This window comes from Levilactobacillus suantsaii (assembly GCF_014069315.1).
In the GTDB taxonomy this organism is placed as follows: Bacteria; Bacillota; Bacilli; order Lactobacillales; family Lactobacillaceae; genus Levilactobacillus; species Levilactobacillus suantsaii.
This window is the reverse complement of record NZ_CP059603.1, coordinates 332,550-355,690: the sequence shown is the minus strand read 5'-3', so window position 1 is coordinate 355,690 and position 23,141 is coordinate 332,550. Positions and strand designations below refer to the sequence as shown.

The following is a 23,141-nucleotide window of genomic DNA, read 5'->3' as shown; positions in this document are numbered from 1 at the left end:
GCTCGTGATGAACTCATCAAACTGGTATGCTTAATTTAAGGGGATGAAGATGTGATCAAACAATTAACAATCGGAGCAACTTACAGTAACGCAGAGGTTGCCGAAGCATTCGGAGTTTCAACACAGGGGGGTATGCGAAAGTCCAATGCCAATAATTGCCTAGTCCTGATTTCTAAAGAGTCGGCTAATCTGTATCCGGATAAATGGGACGGGGAGGTTTTAAACTACTCGGGGATGGGGCAGCAGGGTGATCAGCGCCTCGATTACAGCCAAAATAGAGCCTTGGCACAGTCACGAGATACTGATCTTACGGTTTATCTCATGATTAATAAAGAACCTAATCGCTACGTTAATTATGGTGAGGTTGAATTAGTTCAGGATCCTTACATGATGTTTGATGGGCACCGAAACGTTGCCATTTTCCCGATTCAGCCACTGGTGAAAAAAGCCAAAGATTAATCAAGTAGATGCTAGTAGGAGATACGCCTGGATAAGTGTTGAAAAGGAGAGCTGAGCGATGAAGCTGACACAACAAGACTTAATTCAATTGATCAGTGCAAATAGAGCGGTCACGGTTAATCAGCCGTTCAATCAGCCGGGGCGACACAACCGCATTATTTTGACGCAATGCGCCATGCGAAAACTGGGCGCATCTTTGCGCTAGTTTATGCGCAAGACGAGCATTTGTATGTCGATTTGAAACAAAATTTAGCGGATATTGAAGAATTAGTTGCGCTGTCCCCTGCGATTACCATGGGGCGGCACTTTGACAAACAGCATTGGATTACCGTTGATGTGACAACCCTAAGCTCTAAGGCTGAACTGGTTAGATTAGTGGCGGTGAGCTATCGATTAACCGATGATTAATTAGAGTGAACGTAGTTTGGCATTTGGGAAAGCGTGCAGGGTAACCCGTACGGAATAAGCCAAGTTGGCCTTTAAAATATAAAAAGATAACGACCGTTGGTTCTTTGATCTCAAGCAGCATTGAAGAACCAGCGGTCGTTATTTTGTCGGTACTTTGCATTTTAGATTTTATGAAATTTGGTGTTGATTAAAGCGAGTTTCTAAGATTGGATGTTAAATCTAAACTTTAGAAGTTCGCTTTACTTAATGCCTTTTATTTTGACCAATTTTAATAGTTTGGGGTCAAAACGCGGTGAATCAGGGACTGATTTTTTAGTTTTCCCGGATAACGAATTATAATGGTAAGAGATGATAGCATTAACTATCTAATGTTAAATTGAATTCATAAGCATAATCAGTTGGGGTGAGCGGCTAATGAAAAAACAAAGTATCATGAAGTGGTTATTGATGGGATTATTGGTAGTTTGTGGCGTCCTAATTGGTGGGCAGGTGGCCCGGGCAGAGTCGTCTCTCCCGGAATTTACGGGCCCCCGATTAAATATTTATGTCCCGCGACACAGTGAGTTGGGGGTGGATAATACCCCTTTTGGTGACACAATGTCTGGCGTACCTGACACCACTAGCGATATGTTTGGTTCTTATAATTTGGATCCTGACAAAATTACGAAAGACTCGACGTTGGGAGAAATTCTGCAGGACAACGCGATAGAATGGAATTTGGGGATTAATCTAATATCGGGGGGGGATTTATCAGCTTCTGCTGTTGACTTAGCGATTGATTCCTCGGATGTAGCCAATCAGCTCATGCCCCGTAATATTTATAAGAATGACGTGGATAAATTTTTTACAATATACAAGGGTTATTCGGCAAGCCTAACTGAGTTTAGACAGATGTTAAATCAGCCCCTGAAGGCGTATAAATATTATCAGTATGATGAGGATGGCGTGACCAAAACGGCTTCTGCCGCGAATGCGTTTACAGATAAAAATGGAAATAAAAATCTCGCCAAAGGGTATTATCTTGTGCTTCCACAGGGGCACAAAATCCAGTATCAAAATAATATTGTCATCAGTGAACGTGGAAAACCTATCATCACGCAAACGATAACTTCAGCTTATCAAAACGATGATTTTCTATTGATTGATGCCCCTGACTCCCTCACGGATCCGAGTACCTATGCACCCGGTACCGATAAATTGATGAAGGGGTTAGGAGAGGATACCTCACAGGTAATTGATACCGATACAGGGACAGTCGTTAAAACGACTGAAAAAAAGCTAGGCGGAGTATCTGTTTACTTAATGCCGGTTAAGCTACCGTTCGATCTTCAAACGACTCCCGATAAAACAGACCATTATGCCATCGTGGCTAAAGATCAGGTGGCTAAAGCCAAAATTGAGTATAGGTTGCCGGATGGTTCTGAAGCTGCGCCGACAAGAGAGCTCCAAGGGAGTTCCGATCAGGCGATGGCCATTACGTCGCCAACTGTTGCGGATTACACGCCGGACCAAAAGCAAGTCAAAGTTGATTTTACGGCTAAAGACAAGACGTATACCGTCACGTATCACCCGACAGCAACGGGTTCCACGACAACGGGGACCAACACAACTAGTACAAGCGATTCCAGCTCCAGCGTCGCGGATGAGCTCAGTCCAATAACGCCGTTTAAGGTATATGGTAAGCAAGCCCTTTACAGATACAACACGCCGACCTTTAAGAAGTCCCAACGAATCAAACGTTATGCCAAGAAGGCCAAGGCTTACGCACCCGTCTTTAAAGTTGTCGACACAGCCAAGTCAGCCAATGGCGTCTTGCGTTACAAGTTAGCTGATGGCACCTACATTACGGCTAACCCGGATTACGTTGCCAAGCTTTACTGGCAAGGTAATTATCAAAAACTCTACGTGACTAACGCGCGGGGAATCCGGGCGCACAGCAAGGCCGTCTTTGCCAAAGCGACTGACGAAAAGCACTTCAAACAAGGCACCGCAATCAACGTGGTTAAACGCGTCAAGGCCGGGCAAACGACCCGTTACGAACTGACCGATGGGACGTACATCACTGGCAATAAGCAGTGGGTCTCCCCAACTAAGCCGCGCCTAGTGCGTCAAATTAAGGCCAAGAAGACGATCAAGTTGTACCGCAATGTCAATTTGACGCATAAGGTTAAAGCCATTAAGCAAGGTAAAACCGTGAAAGTTGTTGGCTGGGATTACTCCCGGCAAAACAGCCAAACAGTCAGTGGCACGTTGCGCTACCATGTCGCTGGTGGCGGCTATATTACGGCTAATCCTAAATTGGTGATGGTTGAGAAATAAGGACATAAGAAGTCTATGCAAGAGGACTCGTTTTTCGAGTCCTTTTCGTTTGCCCGGAGAAACGGTAAAAAGGCGACTGGCGGCTAGATGCTATAATTGTGAGAGAGTTTACCCAACTAGCAACGAAAGAAGGCTCCAAAATGTACTTAAATGTCACCCAAAAGAGTCGTGACCTATTTCGCGATTACCCGGTGGTACGGTCGACCGACCGGGCGCAAGCAGCCGCCTTAGCGAACCCGTTGTTTTCCTGGCACGCCACCACTGTGATGGCGCACCACCAGCGCTTATTGCTTTTTGGCCACGATGCCAGTGCGTTATGTGTCGTGGTGGATGCGGCGAACGTGACGGCGACCCAGCGCTTAGCCGACCAGTTCTGGGATCAGTTAGCCCAACAATGGCCCCAGTACGGGTTGCAATCAGCTAACTTGAAAGCGTACCGGCAAACGGCGGGAAGCTGGCAGATCAACGCGCCCATCGTCCATCAACACGTCCGACGGCTTAATGAACAGGGGATGTACGCCAGTTTTCTGCTTGACCAAGGGATCACGATACCGTTGGAGTTGGACCTTTTAGTGGCCAAAACACCGCCGTTGGGTCGCCAACAACCGCCTCACGTGGTGGCTAATATTGCCGCAGACCTGGCGGTGCAAGGCAATCACTGGCGCGACCCGAAAGGCTAAGGCGTGTGCTATAATGGAAATCACCCTTGGCAGGAGTGACCGAAACGAGTCACTGACAGACGGTCGTGTTGACCGTCTTTTTTGATGCGTTGATGATGAGCTTATTAGATCTAACGCCAGGAGTGACGATGATTTGGAAAGCATATCACCTGTGACTTACTAGGAATTCCCCCGATGAGGTTAGCCCTGGGGGAGGCGGACCCAATCGCCGCTGAGGATACGCCGGTTACCGTGGGGAATTAGGTCTACAAGTCGGAAAGAGAAGCACCTGGGAGGCGAAAATTCCAAAGCTAAAGACATCTTTGGCCAATGCCAGCATATCGACGATAGTCTGCAGGACGGCACCTTGTCAGATAGCTTAGTCCGCTATAACTTGACGTGGTCACAGCGTTACTGACCCAGACGGAAAGGGAGATGCTCAATGACGCGTTCGACTGATGCCGCAATAATGACGCTTGCAGGTTGGTTGGTGGGATTTTTAGACGGACGAATTTACAATTGAAGTGCAACAAGTAAGAAAATAAAAATAGACTCCTAGCCTGAGTCCTGTAGAATGAAGTCACCATAACAATCATCTAAAGGAGTTCTTAGGCTATGAGTCCATATACACATCTTACCTTAAAAGACCGCGAATGCATACTGTTAGGTGTAACTTTACACCATACTTACCAGGTTATTGCCAATCAAATCGGTTGTTCCAAAGCCACTGTGTCACGAGAAATTAAACGCAACGGCGGTCGGGGCGCCTATTCCGCCGTAAAAGCCCAGCAGAACTATCAACAGCGCCGATTAAAGAGTCGCCGCCTCAGGGTACTGGAGAATTTAAAGCTACGCGACTTTGTCCTTCACTGCATTCTTCAACGACAATGGTCACCCGAGCAAATCGCCGGTCGTTTATCTTTAGAGACCAGTAATTGGCATATCAGCTACAACACGATTTATCGCGGAATTGAACGAAATAATTTAGGCGTTAAACGTAAAAGTCATGGGGCTCGAGGATTCGCTCGAAAGTTACGACATCGTGGGAAAACTCGTAAGGTTAAAGGAACTGTCAACGAACGACGTGGCCGTTTTAATAATGTCCCATCAGTCCATGAACGACCAGTCTCATGTGAGAATCGGACTCGTTTTGGCCATTGGGAAGGCGATACCGTTCGCGGCAAGGTCGGGCGTTCGGGTTTAGTGTCACTGGTCGACCGTAAGTCACGATACCTTCTGTCTGAGCGTGTACCCAAAGTGAATGCCAAGAATGTGACCCAAGCGATGATCGACCTCCTGCATACAGTCACACCTAAACGCGTTCGTACGCTTACACCAGACCGAGGTACAGAGTTTGCGGGTTATCGTGAAGTCGGTAAAGAGCTTGGTATCTCAGTCTATTTTCCAGACCCGCACGCACCACAACAACGTGGGACCAACGAAAATACCAATGGTCTCATCCGAGAGTATTTTCCCAAAGGAACTGACCTTGATGAACTGACCGATCAAGATATCGCGAAGTTTGTCAGGAATTTAAATAATCGCCCCCGTAAGGTCTTAGGCTGGAAGACACCATCTGAAGTTTTCTTCGGTAAAAAGTTACACTTGATTTGACAATTCGTCTAACAAAAAAAGGCATCTAAGCCTCCCTAGTGCTATGCTTTAAGCGACGAAACTCAAGATAAGCGGGGTAGGAATAGATGTCTCAACTGGATAATACACTTAAATTACTGGGAATTACAGACACAAACATTCAGGTGTTCGGTACTCGTGAGGAATTTCATGGTCGGGGCTCGGGTCGCAAAAAGTATTTGGTCATCCAGGCAGAGCTTACCTACACACTCAGGCGCTGTCCCAGCTGTGGATACAATACGTTGCACCCTAACGGACACAAGCTCACTCATGTCCACATTGCAGGACCCATGGACCGGCCCGTAATTCTAGAGCTAAACAAGCAACGCTGGCGTTGTAGTAACTGCCATAGCACTTGTACGGCCACCACTCCAGTGGTATCAACCAACCACGCCATCGGTCACGGACTAGCGACTCATGTGCTGAAGCTAGCCAGTAAATCACTCCCGGCTAAGACTATCGCCAGTCTCACCGGTATTTCGACAAACTCAGTTCAGCGTATTTTGACGGCTAATATTCATCCACACGCGAGCCGCCGGTTACCGATTAATCTATGCTTTGATGAATTCCGTTCCACGCACGGCTCCATGTCGTTTATTTGCATTGACGCCGACACTCACAAATCAGTTAAAGTACTTAGCGACCGCCTTAATAGAACCATCAAACAGTTCTTTCTTAGTCAGTACAGCACCGCAGAACGGACCGCGGTTCAACGCGTCATCATGGACATGAACGCCTCCTATCAGGCATTCGTGCACGAACTATTCCCTAACGCCGAACTCATTATTGATCGGTTCCACATTATTCAATTAATGGGCCGGACGATGGATACCATTCGCACTCAATGTTTAAAGCAACTCGACAAGCATTCGCGGGAATATAAAGTACTGAAATCACTATGGCGCCTATTCCACAAGGACAACCCTGACGCACAAAAGAGCCGCTACCTCTTCGGCCTGAATGAGTACTCGACCGAACAGAACGCTATTGATATTGGAACCGATGCGTTTCCGGCCTTCAAAACAGCTTATGAAACCTACATCGATCTCCACGATGCTTTGATGGGGCGTCACGCTGATGAACTCAAGAATATCATCACTAACTATCAGCCTAACGGCACGCACCTAGATACGGCCATGCATACCCTACGAAAGAATCTTAATGGAGTAATTAACGCCGCCAAATCGTCCTACTCTAACGGACCGATAGAGGGCATCAACCGTAAGATCAAGGAGCTCAAACGTGCTTGTTATGGCTTATCCAATCAGGCCAATATGTTCACACGCGTCTACCAGCTGATTGCCTAGATTATCTACCACAATAACGTCACGATGGTAGGCTTATTTGTTATGCCTTCAAGTACGATATTCAGACAACACACCAGATTAAACGCCGCAACTAATAAAACAACAAAAAAGATCTCCCACACGAGGAGATCTCCAAAGGATAGAAACTATCCTTCAACACCATTTGACAAACTTCCTTAAAAAATGGCTGTGATTGCTCGCCGGCAACCACAACCATTTTAAATGTTTAGCTTACTTGATGAACGCCCTTGTCATACCAACCATGGTAGCAAAGTCTTCCATTTGTTCTTCCGTTAAGGAGAAGGAAAGCATGGTGTGGTGACCACCGCCGGCCTTCATCCATTCCAAGGCACCAGTCTTCAAACCAACCTTAGGTGTCCAAAGTTGCTTAGCAACTGGCAAATTAGGTGTTTCGCCTTCAGGCTTGTTCGCATCAACAGCATAGCCAATCATCTTGAAGCCATCACGGAAGTCCGCAACAGTGACGTCAATGGCGTCGCCTTCAGAACCAGTGAAGACCAAACGAGCTGGGTCAGCTTTACCACCAATATCCAATGGGTGAACTTCAACCCGTGGCTTGTCGGAAGCAATCGTTGGGTCGACTTCCAACATGTGAGAACCAAGAATAGCTTCGTGGCCCTTACGTAGATCCAAGGTGTAGTCTTCCATGAAGGCCGTCCGGTCATTGTGAGACATGATCTTCATCACACGACCCAAGGCAGCGGTCTTCCAATCACCTTCGGCACCGAAGCCATAACCGTCACGAATTAATAATTGAGCGGCTAAACCAGGTAATTGTTCCATTCCCCAGAGGTCTTCGAAGTTCGTGGTGAAGGCAGTGTAACCACCCTTTTCCAAGAAACGCTTGATCCCAAGGTATTGTTGTAATTGAACGCGAACGGAGTGCTTATAAGTTTCAGCATCGTTGTCCCCTTGAACCATGGTGTACTTGGATTCAAGATCAGCGTATTCTTTGTCAATGTCAGCGTCAGAAACCTTGTTGATTTCTTCAACTAAATCACCGATACCATAGTAGTCAACCGTCCAGCCCATCTTGATTTGTGCTTCAACTTTGTCACCTTCAGTAACGGCAACGTTACGCATAGTATCACCAAAACGAGCAACTTTAACTTTAAAGCTTTCGTTGTAAGCAACCGCAACGTCTTCCCAACGTGCGATTTGGTCTTGAACGTCTTCATCACCCCAGTAGCCGTAAACAATCTTGTTGTTGACGTTTAGACGGGCATTGATGTAAGCATATTCGCGGTCACCATGAGCACTTTGGTTCAAGTTCATGTAATCAAAGTCAATGTCAGCATAAGGAATGTTGTTCAAGTATTGCGTTGCCAAGTGCAGCAATGGCTTTTGCAATAATTCTGTCCCACGAATCCAATTCTTGGCTGGGGAGAACGTGTGCATCCACGTAATCACACCGGCAACTTTGTCGTTGTAGTTAACTTCTTTCATGAAGTTAGTGATGCTTTCGGCCGTTGTCATAACATCCTTGAAGACAACCTTGTAAGGCAACTTGCCGCTGGCGTTTAACTTGTCAGCAATATCTTGGGCATCCTTAGCAACGGACTTTAATTGTTCTTCACCATAAAGGTGTTGTGAACCGGTAACAAACCAAAATTCATAATCTGGAACTGATAACATAATTGAGCACTCCTTTTAGTATAATTTGGTTTTAAAATTGGATAACAAATTTATTGACGGGCCGCGTGATCTTTGGAATGAGCATTATTTTGGCCGTAGTAAGCGTTGGCCCCATGCTTACGCAGGTAATGCTTGTCCAACAGATACTGTGGCAATTCCCGATTAGCACGCGTCATTTGAGCGGTGTGATAGTCTTCTTCGGCAACCACTTCCAAAACCTTGGCGTTGTAAACTGCTTTGGCTGGCGTTGGCCCCCAAGCGAAGGGACCGTGTTGACTAACCAAAGAAGCGGGAACGGCTTCGTAATCAATGCCGCGTTCCTTGAAGGTCTTCACGATGGTCTTACCCGTGTTGCCTTCGTAGTCTTCTTCAATTTCTTCCTTAGTCAAGGCATCAGCAGCTGGTACATCGCCATAGAACGTGTCCGCATGCGTCGTGTTCATTGCAGGAATATCCATCTTAGCAGCGGCAAATGACACTGCCCAAGGTGAATGCGTATGAACAATTCCCCCAATATTAGGGAATTCATTGTAAAGTACTGTATGCGTTGGGGTGTCACTGGAAGGATTCATATCTCCTTCAACAACTTCACCCTTTAAGTTAACAACAACCATGTCGCTGGGCTTCAAGTCATTGTAATCAACCCCAGAAGGTTTGATGACAAACAGGCCTTTGTCCCGATCAATACCGGAAACGTTACCCCAAGTAAAGGTAACCAATCCCAATTCAGGCAACTGCATGTTGGCGTCGTAGACTTCTTGCTTTAAATCTTCTAACATTCAATTAACCTCTCTTCTCTTAGTCGCTAATAGCTTCGCCAGCGGCAGCTTCCACTGGCAATCCAGCTTGATAATTCTTGATGAACTCTTGGTAACCAGCAACTCCTGCAGGCTCAGGACTCAACGTCATACTTTCAGGATTCTTGAAGACCTCTTGATCCAAGAAGTCTTCAAGGTTCTCACTCGTTTGACGTTGGGCATAAGCCGCCAAGACAGCCATTCCCCAAGGGCCACCCTCACCAGCCGTACTCATAACCGTGATGGGGATATTTAAAGCGTTAGCCAGTACTTGTTGACCAATTACTGGTGTCCGGAATAAACCACCCTGCGCAATCATCACGTCAGTTTGTACGTGTTCCTCGTTGACCAAGATATCCATTCCAATCTGCAATGGTGCAAATGCTGCATAAAGCTGAGTCAGCATAAAGTTTGGCAGAGAGAACTTGCTGTTAGGCGTTCGAACAAACAGTGGTCGACCGGCTTGAATCTTAGTGATATTTTCACCAGATTGATAACTATAGTTAACCAGCCCGCCGGCGTTAGCGTCTGCCTTAGTTGATTCCAAGAAAAGTGTCTCGTAAAGTCGATCCGGTTTTAGATCAACACCTAACCGTGCAGCAAAGTCACTGAAAATGCTTGCCCAAGCGTTAATATCAGATGAGCAGTTGTTAACGTGGACCATGGCAACTGGTGAACCATCTGGGGTCATCACGATATCAATATCGCGGTAAACCTTCGACAATGTTTTATCCAAAACATTCATGGAGAAAGCTGATGTCCCAACGGAGATGTTACCAGTCCGCTTACGAACACTATTTGTTCCAACCATCCCAGTACCAGCGTCGCCTTCAGGCGGTGCCATAACACTACCGGCTTCAAGGTTGCCACTGGCATCCAATAAGTTAGCCCCTTCAGCGGTTAACTTACCGGCAATCTTACCAGCCGGTAAAATGCTAGGTAGAATGTTCTCAATCTGCCATGGATAACGTTTAACATTATCTAGACTGCTAAACTTATCTAGCATTGCTTGGTCATAACTACCAGTTTTTTCATCAATTGGGAAGACACCTGAAGCATCTCCAACACCCAAGACTTTCTCGCCAGACAATTTCCAAGTGACATAACCGGCTAACGTCGTGATGAAATCAACATTGGCAACGTGGTCCTCATCATTTAAGACCGCTTGGTATAAGTGGGCAATGCTCCACCGTTGTGGAATATTGAAATCAAAGAGCTTGGTTAATTCATCAGCTGATTGGCCCGTAATATTGTTCCGCCAAGTTCGGAAAGGCACTAACAACTCATTGTTCTTATCAAACGCCAAGTAGCCGTGCATCATTGCACTAACACCAATCGCATTAATATGCTTCAAGCTAGCATGATATTTACTTTGAACATCCGCCGCCATTTGCGTATAGCTCTGCTGGATACCGGACCAAACCTCTTCAAGTGAATAGGTCCAAACACCATCCTCAAACTGATTTTCCCAAACGTAACTACCGGAAGCAATCGTATTGAAGTCATCGGTGACTAACACCGCTTTAATTCGAGTTGAGCCTAATTCAATCCCTAAGGAAACCTGCCCCGCCTCAATGGCTTGCGCCGTTTCGACTAAGTTCATTTCGTTATGCCTCCTAAATCATTCAAAAATACTAGTTGTTTTGCGCCGTTTCAGTTTTCTTACCACGGTTAGTACCAGCAGCTTCGATTTCTTCGAGTGAGCGACCACGGGTTTCTGGAACACAGAAACGAACGAAGAGCACTCCCAAGACACAGATAACACCGAAGACAGCAAACACCGCTTCTTGTGACATTGAAGCCGTCATAATTGGGAAGAGTAACCCAACGGCCCATGAACCAATCCAGTTAAAGGATGATGATAAACCAGATGCCCGGCCCCGAACGGCCAGCGGGAAGATTTCACCAACCAGCACCCAAGTTAATGGCGCCCAAGTGAAGGAGTAAAAGGCCACATAAATTGATAAGAAGACCACAATCATCATTGGACTTGCATTTGGTACTAGACTGTTAATCACGGCTGGTAACAGGAAGGACAAAGCCATCACCGTACCACCTAGAGTTAACAACGTCCGCCGATTGAATTTATCAGCAATCCAGATGTACAAGAGTGAACCAAGAACTAACAGAACCCCCTGAACAATTGGCCACATCAATGCAGAACTTGCTGCACTACCAGTTGCCTTTTCAACAATCAATGGAATGTAGTAGAAGATTGCGTTGGCACCTTGGAATTGCTGGAAAGCAGCCACACCAACCCCGGCAATAACCAAGTAACGATACTTGCCGTTAAACAGTGTTGCCCATGAGGTCTTTGCCATGTTACTTGATTCGTTTTGTGCGGTTGCTTGAATTGACTTAACTTCAGGTTCAACTTCTTCTGGTTTACGAACAAATGATAAAACCTGCCGTGCTTCATCTAAACGGTTAGCCTTGATTAAGAAGCGAGGTGATTCAGGCAGCTTAAGAACCCCAGCAAATAAGATAATTGCAGGAACAGCAGCTAGCCCTAACATCAAACGCCAAGAAATGCTTTCTGGTAAATCCTTTAAAACAAAGTCAACAATGTATGAGATCAACATCCCAGAGACAATCATCGTTTGATTAATCCCAGACAAACTCCCACGTAATCGTGCCGGTGCCATTTCTGACATATAGGCTGGTACCAAAGCAGAGGCCGCACCAACAGCCAGTCCTAAAAATATTCTCATGCCAATCAGGTAAAACGTCCCGTTGTTAGGTGAAAATCCACATAGAATTGAACCAATAGCGAAAACCAAAGACGACATTAGAATCATTCGTCGCCGACCAAGTCGGTCAGCTAGCTGCCCAGCAATTGCAGCACCAAAGATGGCACCGAACATCACAGCAGAAGTAACCCAACCAACTAATGATGCATTTGTTAAATTCCAGTCAGTCTTCAGAAAAGGTAGTGCTCCGGTCATAACACCAATGTCATAACCGAACAAGATACCACCAAATGAACCGAAGAAGAAAATAAACTTACTGGAAACATTCTTTTTCTTATCCAATTTTATTCCTCCTAAATTAAGGGGTTTGTCAAAAATAATTGCTTACCCAAGTATTCATCATCTATCGAAAGCCCTTTCAATAATTCGTGACTCCCTGCGCCGGCATGCTTTAGGAATCACAATCTTATGAACCACTTTCATTTATTGAACAAATACAGTTTATAATATTTGTACGCATAAATCAACTTGTTTTTTTTGGGTCTAGAATTTTTGGTGTTGGAAAGTATTTCCATTCCAAAAGTACTAGGCCCTTTTTGATAGACGAATTTACAATTGAAGTGCAACAAGTAAGAAAATAAAAATAGACTCCTAGCCTGAGTCCTGTAGAATGAAGTCACCATAACAATCATCTAAAGGAGTTCTTAGGCTATGAGTCCATATACACATCTTACCTTAAAAGACCGCGAATGCATACTGTTAGGTGTAACTTTACACCATACTTACCAGGTTATTGCCAATCAAATCGGTTGTTCCAAAGCCACTGTGTCACGAGAAATTAAACGCAACGGCGGTCGGGGCGCCTATTCCGCCGTAAAAGCCCAGCAGAACTATCAACAGCGCCGATTAAAGAGTCGCCGCCTCAGGGTACTGGAGAATTTAAAGCTACGCGACTTTGTCCTTCACTGCATTCTTCAACGACAATGGTCACCCGAGCAAATCGCCGGTCGTTTATCTTTAGAGACCAGTAATTGGCATATCAGCTACAACACGATTTATCGCGGAATTGAACGAAATAATTTAGGCGTTAAACGTAAAAGTCATGGGGCTCGAGGATTCGCTCGAAAGTTACGACATCGTGGGAAAACTCGTAAGGTTAAAGGAACTGTCAACGAACGACGTGGCCGTTTTAATAATGTCCCATCAGTCCATGAACGACCAGTCTCATGTGAGAATCGGACTCGTTTTGGCCATTGGGAAGGCGATACCGTTCGCGGCAAGGTCGGGCGTTCGGGTTTAGTGTCACTGGTCGACCGTAAGTCACGATACCTTCTGTCTGAGCGTGTACCCAAAGTGAATGCCAAGAATGTGACCCAAGCGATGATCGACCTCCTGCATACAGTCACACCTAAACGCGTTCGTACGCTTACACCAGACCGAGGTACAGAGTTTGCGGGTTATCGTGAAGTCGGTAAAGAGCTTGGTATCTCAGTCTATTTTCCAGACCCGCACGCACCACAACAACGTGGGACCAACGAAAATACCAATGGTCTCATCCGAGAGTATTTTCCCAAAGGAACTGACCTTGATGAACTGACCGATCAAGATATCGCGAAGTTTGTCAGGAATTTAAATAATCGCCCCCGTAAGGTCTTAGGCTGGAAGACACCATCTGAAGTTTTCTTCGGTAAAAAGTTACACTTGATTTGACAATTCGTCCGGGAAAATACCGCCAGGCCATCTTATCGTTGGTCAAACGTGCATTACCCAATCGAATCAGCTACACTACAGTAAAGATGACCAAACTAATGAGGTGGACAAGCATGTTGATTAATGTGGTTCAAAAGGCCCAGGGACTGTTTCAGGACTTTCCGGCAGTGGCAGATTCCGCGACGGCCAAGCAACTGGCCCTGGCGAACCCGCTGTTTTCATGGCACGCGACTTACACGACCCGGCAGCATAAGAAGATAGTGTTGCTGGTGAACGATGCATGTATGTTGACGGTGGTGTTAACGGACGTGAACGCCAAGAACCGGCAACAGCTTGCAACTCGTTTTTGGGCGCAATTGGAAGAAATCTGGCAATATAATAACTTGCCACCTGCGGACTTTGACTTATATCGGCGAGTCGCTAAGCCGTGGGAGACTAATCGGACCGTGACCCGCAGCCGGGTGGGGCGGATGAACGATACCGGCGCGATGCTGACCAGTTTGTTGGAAGATGGACCGGCGAGGGACGAAGCCGAACTAGCCATTCGCCTGACACAGGGGATGCGCAAGGATGATGCGGGTCACTACCACACCGGTCGTGATTTGGCGGCGGATTTGGCCGCCGCTAACATGCAGTGGCACCCCGTCGTAGCCGTACCAGCTCCACCCAAAGAATCAGTGGAATTTGGTCCGGCCGTAGCCCAGCTACAAGCACTGCAAAAGACCTGTGATGACCTCAGTGTGACGGCAGATTTAGAAGAATTGGATAAATTGACGGCGCAAATTCAAGCCGCTAACACCACGTTGCTGGAAAATTTCGACCAGGCCTTGACGGGGGAAGTTTCAGCTAAAACGAAAACGTCTTATTTGCGGGAATTGACCTTCTATCTCAATGAGTTTCTGGCTTACCGGTATGTCACGATCCTTGACGACGATGCAGCGGGGGTGGATGAGCTCTTGTTGCACGGTGTGAGCGTGACGGAAGCCAAGCGGATTCAGACGGCGCTGCGCCGGCTGTACCGCTTATTAGCCCAGCAAAACTTAGTTACCGAAGACTTTGCCTCGACTGCCCGTGAAATCATGAGTAACACGTTGGATGAGGACTGGTTCCAGTTTTAAGCAGCTGCACCAAGTGGTGTGGCTGACTGGCGACCACTAAAACAGGTCAGAAAAAACGTCCCGTCGTGATTATTCCCCACGACGGGACGTTTTAGATTAAGCCAATTTAGATTGAGTGTTAGCTCCTTGTTGCAAGATGGCCATAATTTGTTGGTGGGCTGCATCTGCGTCCCAACTACCGTTGACTCCCGCATAATGGTGCAGGGAGGCAACCGGACGGTGGGCGTAGTGGGCGAGCGGGTGCTGCGCCGTGGGCCCTAGGGCAATCAGGGTGCTGGTTGCAGGAATCCCCAACTGATCTAAGTGTTGTTCGAAAGCGGCCACGTCTTGAGCGGTGAAGCGGACCCGCCGACTTACTGGTGGGGTGATACTGGAAAGGTCGGTCATGAAGGTCCCCCAGAGCGGCTTACCGTAGACCGCCGCCGCTAAGCGGTAGTCTAAACGGCCCTTGCGCCCGTGAAAGTTAAGGAACCGCCGTTCCCGTAGGTGTTCGCGCGTCACGTAATTGGGGTTGATCCCCACTAACACGTAGTGCGTTTCCCGTAAGCGCTGTTCAAGATTGCCGTTGAGCAGGTCTTTGGGGAAATGTTCAGCCTGATAGGCAGTGCCGAAGAGACGCTGGCGTTCCTGATTTGAGCGGGTGCTCAAGTCGGCAGCGGGAACGTCCCACAACGCCCAACTGTCGGCGGAAGTAAAGGGTAAGTCTTGCATGGATATCCAACCTTTCTGTACAACATAAAATGAAATGGTGGTACACAACCACTTCTTAAAATATAGGATACCAAATCAAGGTGACATAATATGACATTTGCCGCACGGAAGCGGAAAAAAGTTGGGTGAAGTCTGTCCAAATTTGAAATTAAGGCTAAACTAAGGGGGAAGGCTCCTGGTCATGATTACTGTAAACGAAAGTTGGTGACCACCGTGGCCCAGTTAACCTGGTGATAGGAGGAATTTAAGATGGCAGAACAAGCAGAACACGTCGCTAATATCCCGAGTACGATGCGGGCTTGGCAAGTGACCACACCGGGACCCATCGACGGCCCGACGGCGCCAATCGAAATGGTGACCAAACCCGTGCCGCAACCTGGTGTGGGCGAAACCTTAGTCCGGGTCTTGACCTGTGGTGTATGCCACACCGATTTACACGTGAGTGAGGGCGATTTGCCGGTCCACCAAGCCCACGTGACCCCCGGCCACGAAATCGTGGGGGAAGTCGTGGCGAATGGCCCGGCGACCACACGTTTCAAATTGGGAGAACGCATCGGCATTCCGTGGTTACGGTGGACCTGTGGCGTTTGTCGGTACTGCCGGTCCGGGCGGGAAAATCTTTGCCCGTACTCCAAATACACCGGCTGGGATCATGACGGTGGCTATGCCGAATACGTGACGGTTCCTGAGGGCTTTGCCTACCGGATTCCCGAGCGCTTGGATTCTGTAACGGCGGCCCCGTTGTTGTGTGCTGGGATCATTGGTTACCGGGCATTCGAACGGGCCAACGTGCCAGCTGGTGGTCGGTTGGGCCTCTACGGTTTTGGCGGGTCGGCCCACATCACCGCCCACATCGCCATCGCCCAGGGCATTGAAGTCCACGTCTTCACTCGAGGCAAGGACGCCCAAAAGTTTGGTCTAAAATTGGGGGCGGCTTCGGCGCAGGGCGCTTACGATAAGTCGCCGGTCAAGCTCGATTCGGCGATCATGTTCGCGCCGGTGGGCGACATGGTGCCCAATGAACTGGCTAACTTGGCAAAGGGCGGTACCCTGGCATTAGCGGGCATTCATTTGAGTGACATCCCGGCGTTGAACTACCAGTACCACATCTTCCACGAAAAGAACCTGACCAGCGTGGAAAGTAATACCCGGCGCGACGGCGAGACCTTTTTGACGCTGGCGGACCGGTTGAATATTCACCCGGCCACCACGCCGTACGCCTTGGACCACGCCGATGAAGCCTTACGAGTGGTCAAGCACGGAGACATCAAAGGCGCTTGTGTCTTACGCGTCGGTAACGATTAACCTAAATTAACTTCCAAAATCCCCGGAACACACTGAATTGGCAGATGTTTCGGGGATTTTGTATCTGCTAGTCGTGGCTAACGGTCACGGTTGTGCCAGCGTAGACCGACTAAACTGCCAAAGCCTAAGACGGTTAGGAGAAGCCCCAAACTGACAAAAACGTTTTGGGACTCGGCCACGTCGTTTTCAACTTGGGGTAAATCGAAGTCGGCTTCGGTAGTTTTGGGTGCTGTACGCAGGGCCGCTTTTGATTTAGAGGGCGTTGACGGGTTAGCCGTTGGTGTGGTGGGCGTTACGGCTTGCGACGTGTTGGCAACCCTGGTGGGGGCGCTGTGTGGCTGGGTGGTGGTCGGTGTCGGTGCGGGGGATGCTTGGTTGGTGGTACTGTCAGTTGCGCTGGAGGTGGTCGTCGTAAACTTAGTTAGTATGGTTGACTTACTAGTGGTTGGGTTTGAAGCGGGAACGACTTGGTCTTGGTCGGTGTTACTGACGGTCTGGTCGTCAGCGCTGTCAGCGATGTTTTGGTTATCATCGGCAGTACTGGTCAAGACAGGGCGGTAAGTAAAGATGATGGTCTGGGGCGTTTCGGTGTAGGTGCCGCTTTGGCTGGCGGAGCCAACGACCTGGTAACCAGCTAAAGTCGCCGCTGAGGCCTGGTAAATTGCCCCCACTTCACCGGTCATCACTTGCTGATTCAATAAGCTCCCCGTTTGGTTGACACCGTTGACGGTGACCATTCCGGTCGTGTTTGGCGTGACGGGAACACTGGAGTCAGAATCCTCATCGGTTCCACCGGGCGTGGTGGTCGTAACCTGATCGGGTGTCGTGACTGTCGTAGTGGGTGCCGTTGAAGCTGGAGCTGCTGTGGTGGGGGCTTGAGAGGCAGGAACTTTAATTGTTGGTTTAGCAGGCTTGGCTGCTAAATCGGCGGAACTAGATGGCGTTGCGGTCGGTGTGGTTTTTAAGGGCACACTGGATTTGGCAGGGGCGGTCGTCGTGGTGACGGCAGAAGACGTTGGTTGAGTGGTGGCCGGTGTGTCGGCACGGGCGACCATGGTGGTGCCGAAGACCCCGAGAGTGAGCGAGGTCACGGTTAAGCTAGTGGCCAGCCAGTGGTGTCGTGACGAAAGAATATGGGGTGGCATGGTAGTCACTTTTAATTTTTGGGGCACAGTGAACTCCTCCTCTCGATTGATAGATTAGATGACAATTGATGCCATTTAAGAAGTGCATTAAATTTACGGTTGTAACACATTGGAACAAGTGGACAACTTTTAATAATTTTATTGTAACTGGTTTAGGGATAAACAGCAACGATATGCCTCATTAACGGCCAATAACATCTGCTGGTGAAACCGTTTCGGGGATTCCAACTGCTAGCTGAGAAAAGAGAGCAATTGAAAGCAATTAAACAGTTACATTGCTGAGTTAAATGAACCAGTAAAATGGCTGACTCGCTAGTCAATCCGTGAAACTAATGGAAGTGAAACGACAGAGTCCTGATTAAAGTTTGTACTGTAAATGATAAAGTAGTGCTGGCAACGAGCTGGTCGGTGAAAAGGGGACCACTTCATGCCTTTATCAGGAATGGTAGTGTCGCGGCTGGGGACAGTCTGAAGGTCGACCAGGACTTCGTCGAAGGCTATTTAGGAGTCGATGACTAAACGCCTGAAGGCCACTCGGGAACAGGATGTGCGCCGAAGGACCCTAGAAATGAGGTCACTAATACCACACAAAATTCGACGCTGGCCAACTTTGTGATCGCCACCCCCAGGCTATCCACCCCGACATGGTGATCGACAGTCTAGGCAATATCCTGGCGTTGGACCAATCTCCATGGCAACTCAAGCGCAATTGAAAACTGAACTGGAAATGTTTCTTTTCCGGTAACGGGTGGGAGTTGTTTTTCGTTCAAGCGACGCGAACAAACGTTTGCTTTTTACAAAAATTATGGTAGGCTAAAGGCAAACAATTGAAAGGGAGCAGGACAAACATGGCAGATCAATTGGCGGTGTTGGAGAAAAAGGGACCGGACCAATCGCGGAACCTCTACGTAGTGGGTGCGCCGGCTTATCGGGTAGAGTCAGCGGAAGTCATCATTCGGGCGCCGGAACACGTGCGAATGGGGAAGGTGACCCAGATTTCGCGCAATGATCAGCATTATGTGGTCGGCTTCGCCAATGGTCACCAACTGGTCTTGAACCCCAATAAGGTCGTGGTCTACCAGACTTTTACCACGTCGCAAGCCCAGTGGACTTACCTGTCGGAACAGGGTTACGACTTCTCCCGGTCAAAGGGCGCCCAACCAGCCACACCGTTGGGCAACATTCGCCTCCTTAAAACGATCCCTCAACGCTATATTGCCGTGGACTGTGAGTTTGGCTCGTTTTACGCCGTTCAGCACCAGGGCAAGCAAATCGAGTGGCAACTGACGACGATCGATGGGGTGAATTTTGGGTTGTTTCAGCTCAGCGCCATTGGCTACGCGGGGACACGGCAGTTACCCATTTACTTCAACCGGTACGTCGACCAACCCGAATTCAGTCCGGAACAAAAACTTCAAGGTCTGGCCGCTACCGGCTTGACCCTGGCGGCCTACCAGCAACAGGCCCAGCCGCTAGCCGTGGTGCGGGCCTTCATTGCCCAGGTCCTAGCCCCCGGCTTACCGTTGATGGCCTGGGATTATCACAACGACTATAAAGTCTTACGTAGTTTAGTAAAGCGTTGTGAACCCCAATTGACGAAAGACGAACTCGCACTCTTGAGGCAGCCGATTCGCCTATTTGACGGGGAAGCGTATGTGAACCAGGTGATTAACCACGCCAACAAGGGGCGTGGAAAGGCGAGTTATACGTTACCGCTCAGCGGGATAGCAGGACTCTTGAACATCGCCACGCCCAACGCCCATAACGCCCTGTGGGATGCCCAAACGGTCCACACCGTGATGCAGACGGTCCAACGGTTGCAGAATCATCCGGTAACCGTCACGGCGCCGCACCGCCCCCCAATGGCGCCGGCCACACCTGTCGCCACTCCAGTCGCGTCTACTCAAGCCAAGCCACAGCATCACGCACTGGCGCGCTGGTTTGGTCCCCGACATTGGCGCCGGGGCAAACGGGCCCCGCTACGGGTCAAACATCAAAGGTGAGGCTCGATAATCAGCTGCTCGTACCTGGGCAACAAAATTGATAAAAAAGTAATGATAATTAAAGCACTTTCTTATGTAACCGAACATACCAAAAATAGGTCGTTGCAGGCCGAAATCCCTTCACTTACATTTTTTTAGTCAAGTTGAGGTAAAGCAGTTGATTTATCCACGGTCTTGCCACATACTGAGGTTAGTTGGTTCGCCAAACTAGAACCGCTGCTTAGTTTAACGGGGGTTCTGTTGGAGGACTAAAGTAGACAGTTGGCGTGGTTAGTTGGGGGACTAAATCATTATAATTGGGTCTAACCACTAATCTTGAAGGTATGGGGGGACGTAAAATGGTCCAGCGAAGTATGACACGTAATCAGCTACACGATCAAAATCTGAAGTTTGTCTTGCAACAAGTTTTTAACAATCACCCAACGTCGCGGATTGAAATCTCCCACCGACTGCACTTGAACAAATCGACCGTTTCTTCCTTATATAACACCTTGATGGCGAAAGGCTACTTAAAGGAGCTGGGTTACGGCGATGCGTCGACGGCCGGCGGGTGCAAACCGACGCTAGTGGCCATCAACCAAGATTACGGGTACACGCTGACCTTTGATTTGGGCTATCGACACCTGCATGCGCTGGCCACGACGTTGAATGGCAAGGTCTGGAAGTACGACCGCGTTCAAACGCGGGACCAATCGATTCATGAGATGGTCACCCAGATCAAGAAGTATATCGGTAACGTGCAGGCCGAAGACGAATCGGCCCACGGCTTACTAGGCATCTGCTTCTCCATTCACGGCATCATCTGCGATAATCAGATTCAGACGTCACCGTTTATTAACATGGAGGACGTTGATTTAGTCAAAATCTTTTCCACGGCGTATCATGTACCGGTGGTGTTGGAGAATGAAGCCAACCTATCTGCCATTTACGAACGAGACTTCAACGGCGCCCGCGAGTTGAACAGTACGGTGACCATCAGTATCCACCGGGGGATTGGGGCCGGCATTATTTTGCACCGCAGTCTGTTCCGTGGTGAACACGGGGATGCCGGTGAAATCGGTCAAACGGTGACCCGCCTAGAAATCGATGGCGAAGGTCAGGCCACGCCGGTCCGTGCTGAGGACATCAGTTCCGAAGATGCCATCATCCACCAGGTTGAGGAACAAAAGGGCCTGCATGATTTGGGTCGCGAGGACATTGTGCGGTTGTATCGCCAGCACGATACGGACCTCGCGGTGATCCTCCAGCGTTTCACGATTGCCATCAGTAGTTTGTTGTACAACACGATGCGCACGCTGGACCCGGACGCCTTCTTCATCAACTCGCCGTTGATCGAAGAGTTGCCGGAACTGCTCGAACAGATTCGGGCGGGGTACCGCCGGTTGGCGCACCAGGACTTCCCAATTGAACTGACTACCAATGCGCGGTTAGCCACGGTTTTGGGCGGCTGTTCGGTCATCACCCATCAAGTCTTGGGGTTGAACGGGTACGCTTTGAAATTTGAACGCATTCCAGAAAAATTTTAATTAACACGACGGGTCTGCCAGGACTAACCTTGGTGGACCCGTTTTTTTAGTTAGCCAGCTAAAATCACGACAGACTAACGGCGCGTATGGCTATTGGCAAACAAACATTGGAAGCGGTGGCAAAAATCCAGATTAATTTTCTGAAAACGCTTGCATTAACCCCAAACCACTGTATAATAAGACTTGTAAGTTGGTTGTCGCAACGAACTAACTAGGAGGGTTTTATTAATTATGGCAGAAGAATACTGGAAAGGCGTCGACAAGATTCAATATGTCGGCCATCAAGATAAAAAATCAGGTTTAGGCTTTCAATACTACAATCCGGACGAAGTCATTGGTGGAAAGAAGATGCGCGATTGGTTACGGTTCGCCGTGGCTTACTGGCACACCTTTGACCAACGCCTAGTGGACCCATTTGGTGATGGGACCGCCCAACGGCCATATGACAAGTACTCCGATCCAATGGATTTGGCATTAGCCAAGGTAGACGCCGCATTTGAATTTTATGACAAATTAGGTGTGGACTACCTTTGCTTCCACGACCGGGACTTAGCGCCAGAAGGGGACACGTTACGTGAAACCAACAAGAACCTGGACAAAGTCGTTGATAAGATTGTGGAATACCAAAAGACCAGTGGCATGAAGGTTTTGTGGAACACCTCGAACATGTTCACTAACCCCCGGTTCGTTGAAGGGGCTTCAACCTCGCCATACGCGGACATCTTCGCATACTGTGCCGCTCAATTGAAGCACAGTCTGGAAATCGGGAAGCGCGTTGGTTCTGAGAACTACGTCTTCTGGGGTGGCCGTGAAGGGTATGAATCCTTATGGAACACCAACATGAAGGAAGAACAAGAACACGCTGCGAAGTTCTTCCACATGGCGAAGGATTACGCTAACGAAATTGGCTTCGACGCCCAAATGCTGTTGGAACCAAAGCCAAAGGAACCAACGACGCACCAATACGACTTCGACGCCGCAACCACGATCGCCTTCATGAAGGAATACGATTTGGACAAAGACTTCAAGTTGAACTTGGAAGGCAACCACGCCAACTTAGCGGGTCACACTTACCAACACGAAATTCGCGTTGCGCGTGACGCGGGTCTGTTAGGCTCCCTGGATGCAAACCAAGGGGACAAGTTGATCGGCTGGGATATCGATGAATACCCATCCAACTTGTACGAAACGGTTGCTGCCATGACCGAAGTCGTTGAAAACGGCTCCATCGGCCCTCGCGGTGGCTTGAACTTCGATGCCAAGCCTCGGCGTTCATCCTTCGAACCAAATGACCTGTTCTACGGCCATATCGTCGGCATGGACAGCTTTGCGGCTGGTCTGCGGGTTGCCTTGGCGATGAAGAAGGACGGCTTCTTGGATAACATCGTCAAGAACCGTTACAGCTCTTACGATTCCGGTATCGGTGCAGATATCGAAAGTGGTAAGGCTGACTTCAAGTCCTTGGAAAAGTACGTCATTGACAAGCCACAATCTGAATTGATTGCCGCAACGCACTCCGACCACTTGGAAGAAATCAAAGACACAATCAACCACTACATCATCGACACGTTAAGCAAATAAGCCTTAATGCGCGCGACAGTAGCACTTAAAATGGTGGACGGACGGGAGTCCGTCCACCATTTTTGAGCCCCACCCCTCAGGGCGTTGACCCGTACGAGGGGCCGGTGGGGTACAC

At 48.6% G+C, this 23,141-nt stretch carries 18 protein-coding genes; 12 read left to right on the top strand and 6 right to left on the bottom strand.

Features of this window, described 5'->3' with window-relative positions:
* Positions 1-51 precede the first annotated feature (51 nt).
* The 6 genes from H3M12_RS01670 to H3M12_RS01640 all read left to right on the top strand — a co-directional run bounded on the left by H3M12_RS01670 (position 52) and on the right by H3M12_RS01640 (position 6,784).
* Complete coding sequence (locus H3M12_RS01670; RefSeq protein WP_129032930.1) at positions 52-459, top strand: hypothetical protein; 408 nt, start codon at positions 52-54, stop codon at positions 457-459.
* Between the two features lie 168 nt (positions 460-627).
* Positions 628-867, top strand: a complete 240-nt coding sequence (locus tag H3M12_RS01660) for an MmcQ/YjbR family DNA-binding protein (protein WP_129032929.1) — start codon at positions 628-630, stop codon at positions 865-867.
* Positions 868-1,758: 891 nt separating this feature from the next.
* Complete coding sequence (locus tag H3M12_RS01655) at positions 1,759-3,186, top strand: DUF5776 domain-containing protein (RefSeq protein WP_182150826.1); 1,428 nt, start codon at positions 1,759-1,761, stop codon at positions 3,184-3,186.
* Positions 3,187-3,326: 140 nt separating this feature from the next.
* Entirely contained in the window at positions 3,327-3,866 is a 540-nt protein-coding gene (locus tag H3M12_RS01650) for a DUF6933 domain-containing protein (RefSeq protein WP_129032927.1), read from the top strand.
* A gap of 594 nt (positions 3,867-4,460) precedes the next feature.
* Positions 4,461-5,459: an IS30 family transposase gene (locus H3M12_RS01645; protein ID WP_182150575.1), complete on the top strand. Its 999-nt coding sequence runs from the start codon at positions 4,461-4,463 to the stop codon at positions 5,457-5,459.
* Between the two features lie 86 nt (positions 5,460-5,545).
* The gene (locus H3M12_RS01640; RefSeq protein ID WP_129033428.1) at positions 5,546-6,784 is read left to right on the top strand and encodes an ISL3 family transposase; all 1,239 of its coding nucleotides are present in this window, start codon (positions 5,546-5,548) and stop codon (positions 6,782-6,784) included.
* A gap of 231 nt (positions 6,785-7,015) precedes the next feature.
* Here the strand turns inward: H3M12_RS01640 and araA are convergent, their stop codons facing one another.
* The 4 genes from araA to H3M12_RS01620 are packed head-to-tail and all read right to left on the bottom strand — an operon-like array spanning position 7,016 to position 12,269.
* The gene (araA, locus tag H3M12_RS01635) at positions 7,016-8,440 is read right to left on the bottom strand and encodes an L-arabinose isomerase (protein WP_182150825.1); all 1,425 of its coding nucleotides are present in this window, start codon (positions 8,438-8,440) and stop codon (positions 7,016-7,018) included.
* A gap of 50 nt (positions 8,441-8,490) precedes the next feature.
* Positions 8,491-9,219, bottom strand: a complete 729-nt coding sequence (locus H3M12_RS01630; RefSeq protein WP_047020913.1) for an L-ribulose-5-phosphate 4-epimerase — start codon at positions 9,217-9,219, stop codon at positions 8,491-8,493.
* Positions 9,220-9,238: 19 nt separating this feature from the next.
* Complete coding sequence (locus H3M12_RS01625; RefSeq protein ID WP_129033405.1) at positions 9,239-10,840, bottom strand: xylulokinase; 1,602 nt, start codon at positions 10,838-10,840, stop codon at positions 9,239-9,241.
* A gap of 31 nt (positions 10,841-10,871) precedes the next feature.
* On the bottom strand, positions 10,872-12,269 hold the full coding sequence (locus tag H3M12_RS01620; RefSeq protein ID WP_129033406.1) for a sugar porter family MFS transporter: 1,398 nt from the start codon (positions 12,267-12,269) through the stop codon (positions 10,872-10,874).
* Between the two features lie 369 nt (positions 12,270-12,638).
* Between H3M12_RS01620 and H3M12_RS01615 the strand changes: the two genes are divergently transcribed.
* Both H3M12_RS01615 and H3M12_RS01610 read left to right on the top strand, forming a co-directional pair.
* The gene (locus H3M12_RS01615; RefSeq protein ID WP_182150575.1) at positions 12,639-13,637 is read left to right on the top strand and encodes an IS30 family transposase; all 999 of its coding nucleotides are present in this window, start codon (positions 12,639-12,641) and stop codon (positions 13,635-13,637) included.
* A 113-nt stretch (positions 13,638-13,750) separates the two neighbouring features.
* Positions 13,751-14,755 (top strand): DUF6933 domain-containing protein, encoded by a 1,005-nt coding sequence (locus H3M12_RS01610; protein ID WP_182150824.1) that lies wholly within the window; start codon positions 13,751-13,753, stop codon positions 14,753-14,755.
* Between the two features lie 96 nt (positions 14,756-14,851).
* On the opposite strand, the gene H3M12_RS01605 is transcribed toward H3M12_RS01610, so the two are convergent.
* A complete protein-coding gene (locus tag H3M12_RS01605; RefSeq protein ID WP_182150823.1) occupies positions 14,852-15,466 on the bottom strand; it encodes a hypothetical protein in 615 nt (204 codons plus the stop codon).
* Positions 15,467-15,715: 249 nt separating this feature from the next.
* Between H3M12_RS01605 and H3M12_RS01600 the strand changes: the two genes are divergently transcribed.
* Positions 15,716-16,771, top strand: coding sequence for a zinc-dependent alcohol dehydrogenase family protein (locus H3M12_RS01600; RefSeq protein WP_182150822.1), 1,056 nt, complete (start codon positions 15,716-15,718; stop codon positions 16,769-16,771).
* Positions 16,772-16,848: 77 nt separating this feature from the next.
* Here the strand turns inward: H3M12_RS01600 and H3M12_RS01595 are convergent, their stop codons facing one another.
* Positions 16,849-17,943 carry a MucBP domain-containing protein gene (locus H3M12_RS01595; protein ID WP_129032924.1) on the bottom strand — a complete coding sequence of 365 codons (1,095 nt, stop codon included), beginning with the start codon at positions 17,941-17,943 and terminating at the stop codon, positions 16,849-16,851.
* An 821-nt stretch (positions 17,944-18,764) separates the two neighbouring features.
* Here H3M12_RS01595 and H3M12_RS01590 point away from each other — a divergent pair.
* From H3M12_RS01590 to xylA, 3 genes are all read left to right on the top strand, one after another.
* The gene (locus H3M12_RS01590) at positions 18,765-19,919 is read left to right on the top strand and encodes a hypothetical protein (RefSeq protein WP_129032923.1); all 1,155 of its coding nucleotides are present in this window, start codon (positions 18,765-18,767) and stop codon (positions 19,917-19,919) included.
* 353 nt (positions 19,920-20,272) lie between these two features.
* Entirely contained in the window at positions 20,273-21,445 is a 1,173-nt protein-coding gene (locus H3M12_RS01585; RefSeq protein WP_233449204.1) for an ROK family protein, read from the top strand.
* A 231-nt stretch (positions 21,446-21,676) separates the two neighbouring features.
* Entirely contained in the window at positions 21,677-23,026 is a 1,350-nt protein-coding gene (gene xylA / locus H3M12_RS01580) for a xylose isomerase (RefSeq protein WP_129032921.1), read from the top strand.
* Positions 23,027-23,141: the final 115 nt, after the last annotated feature.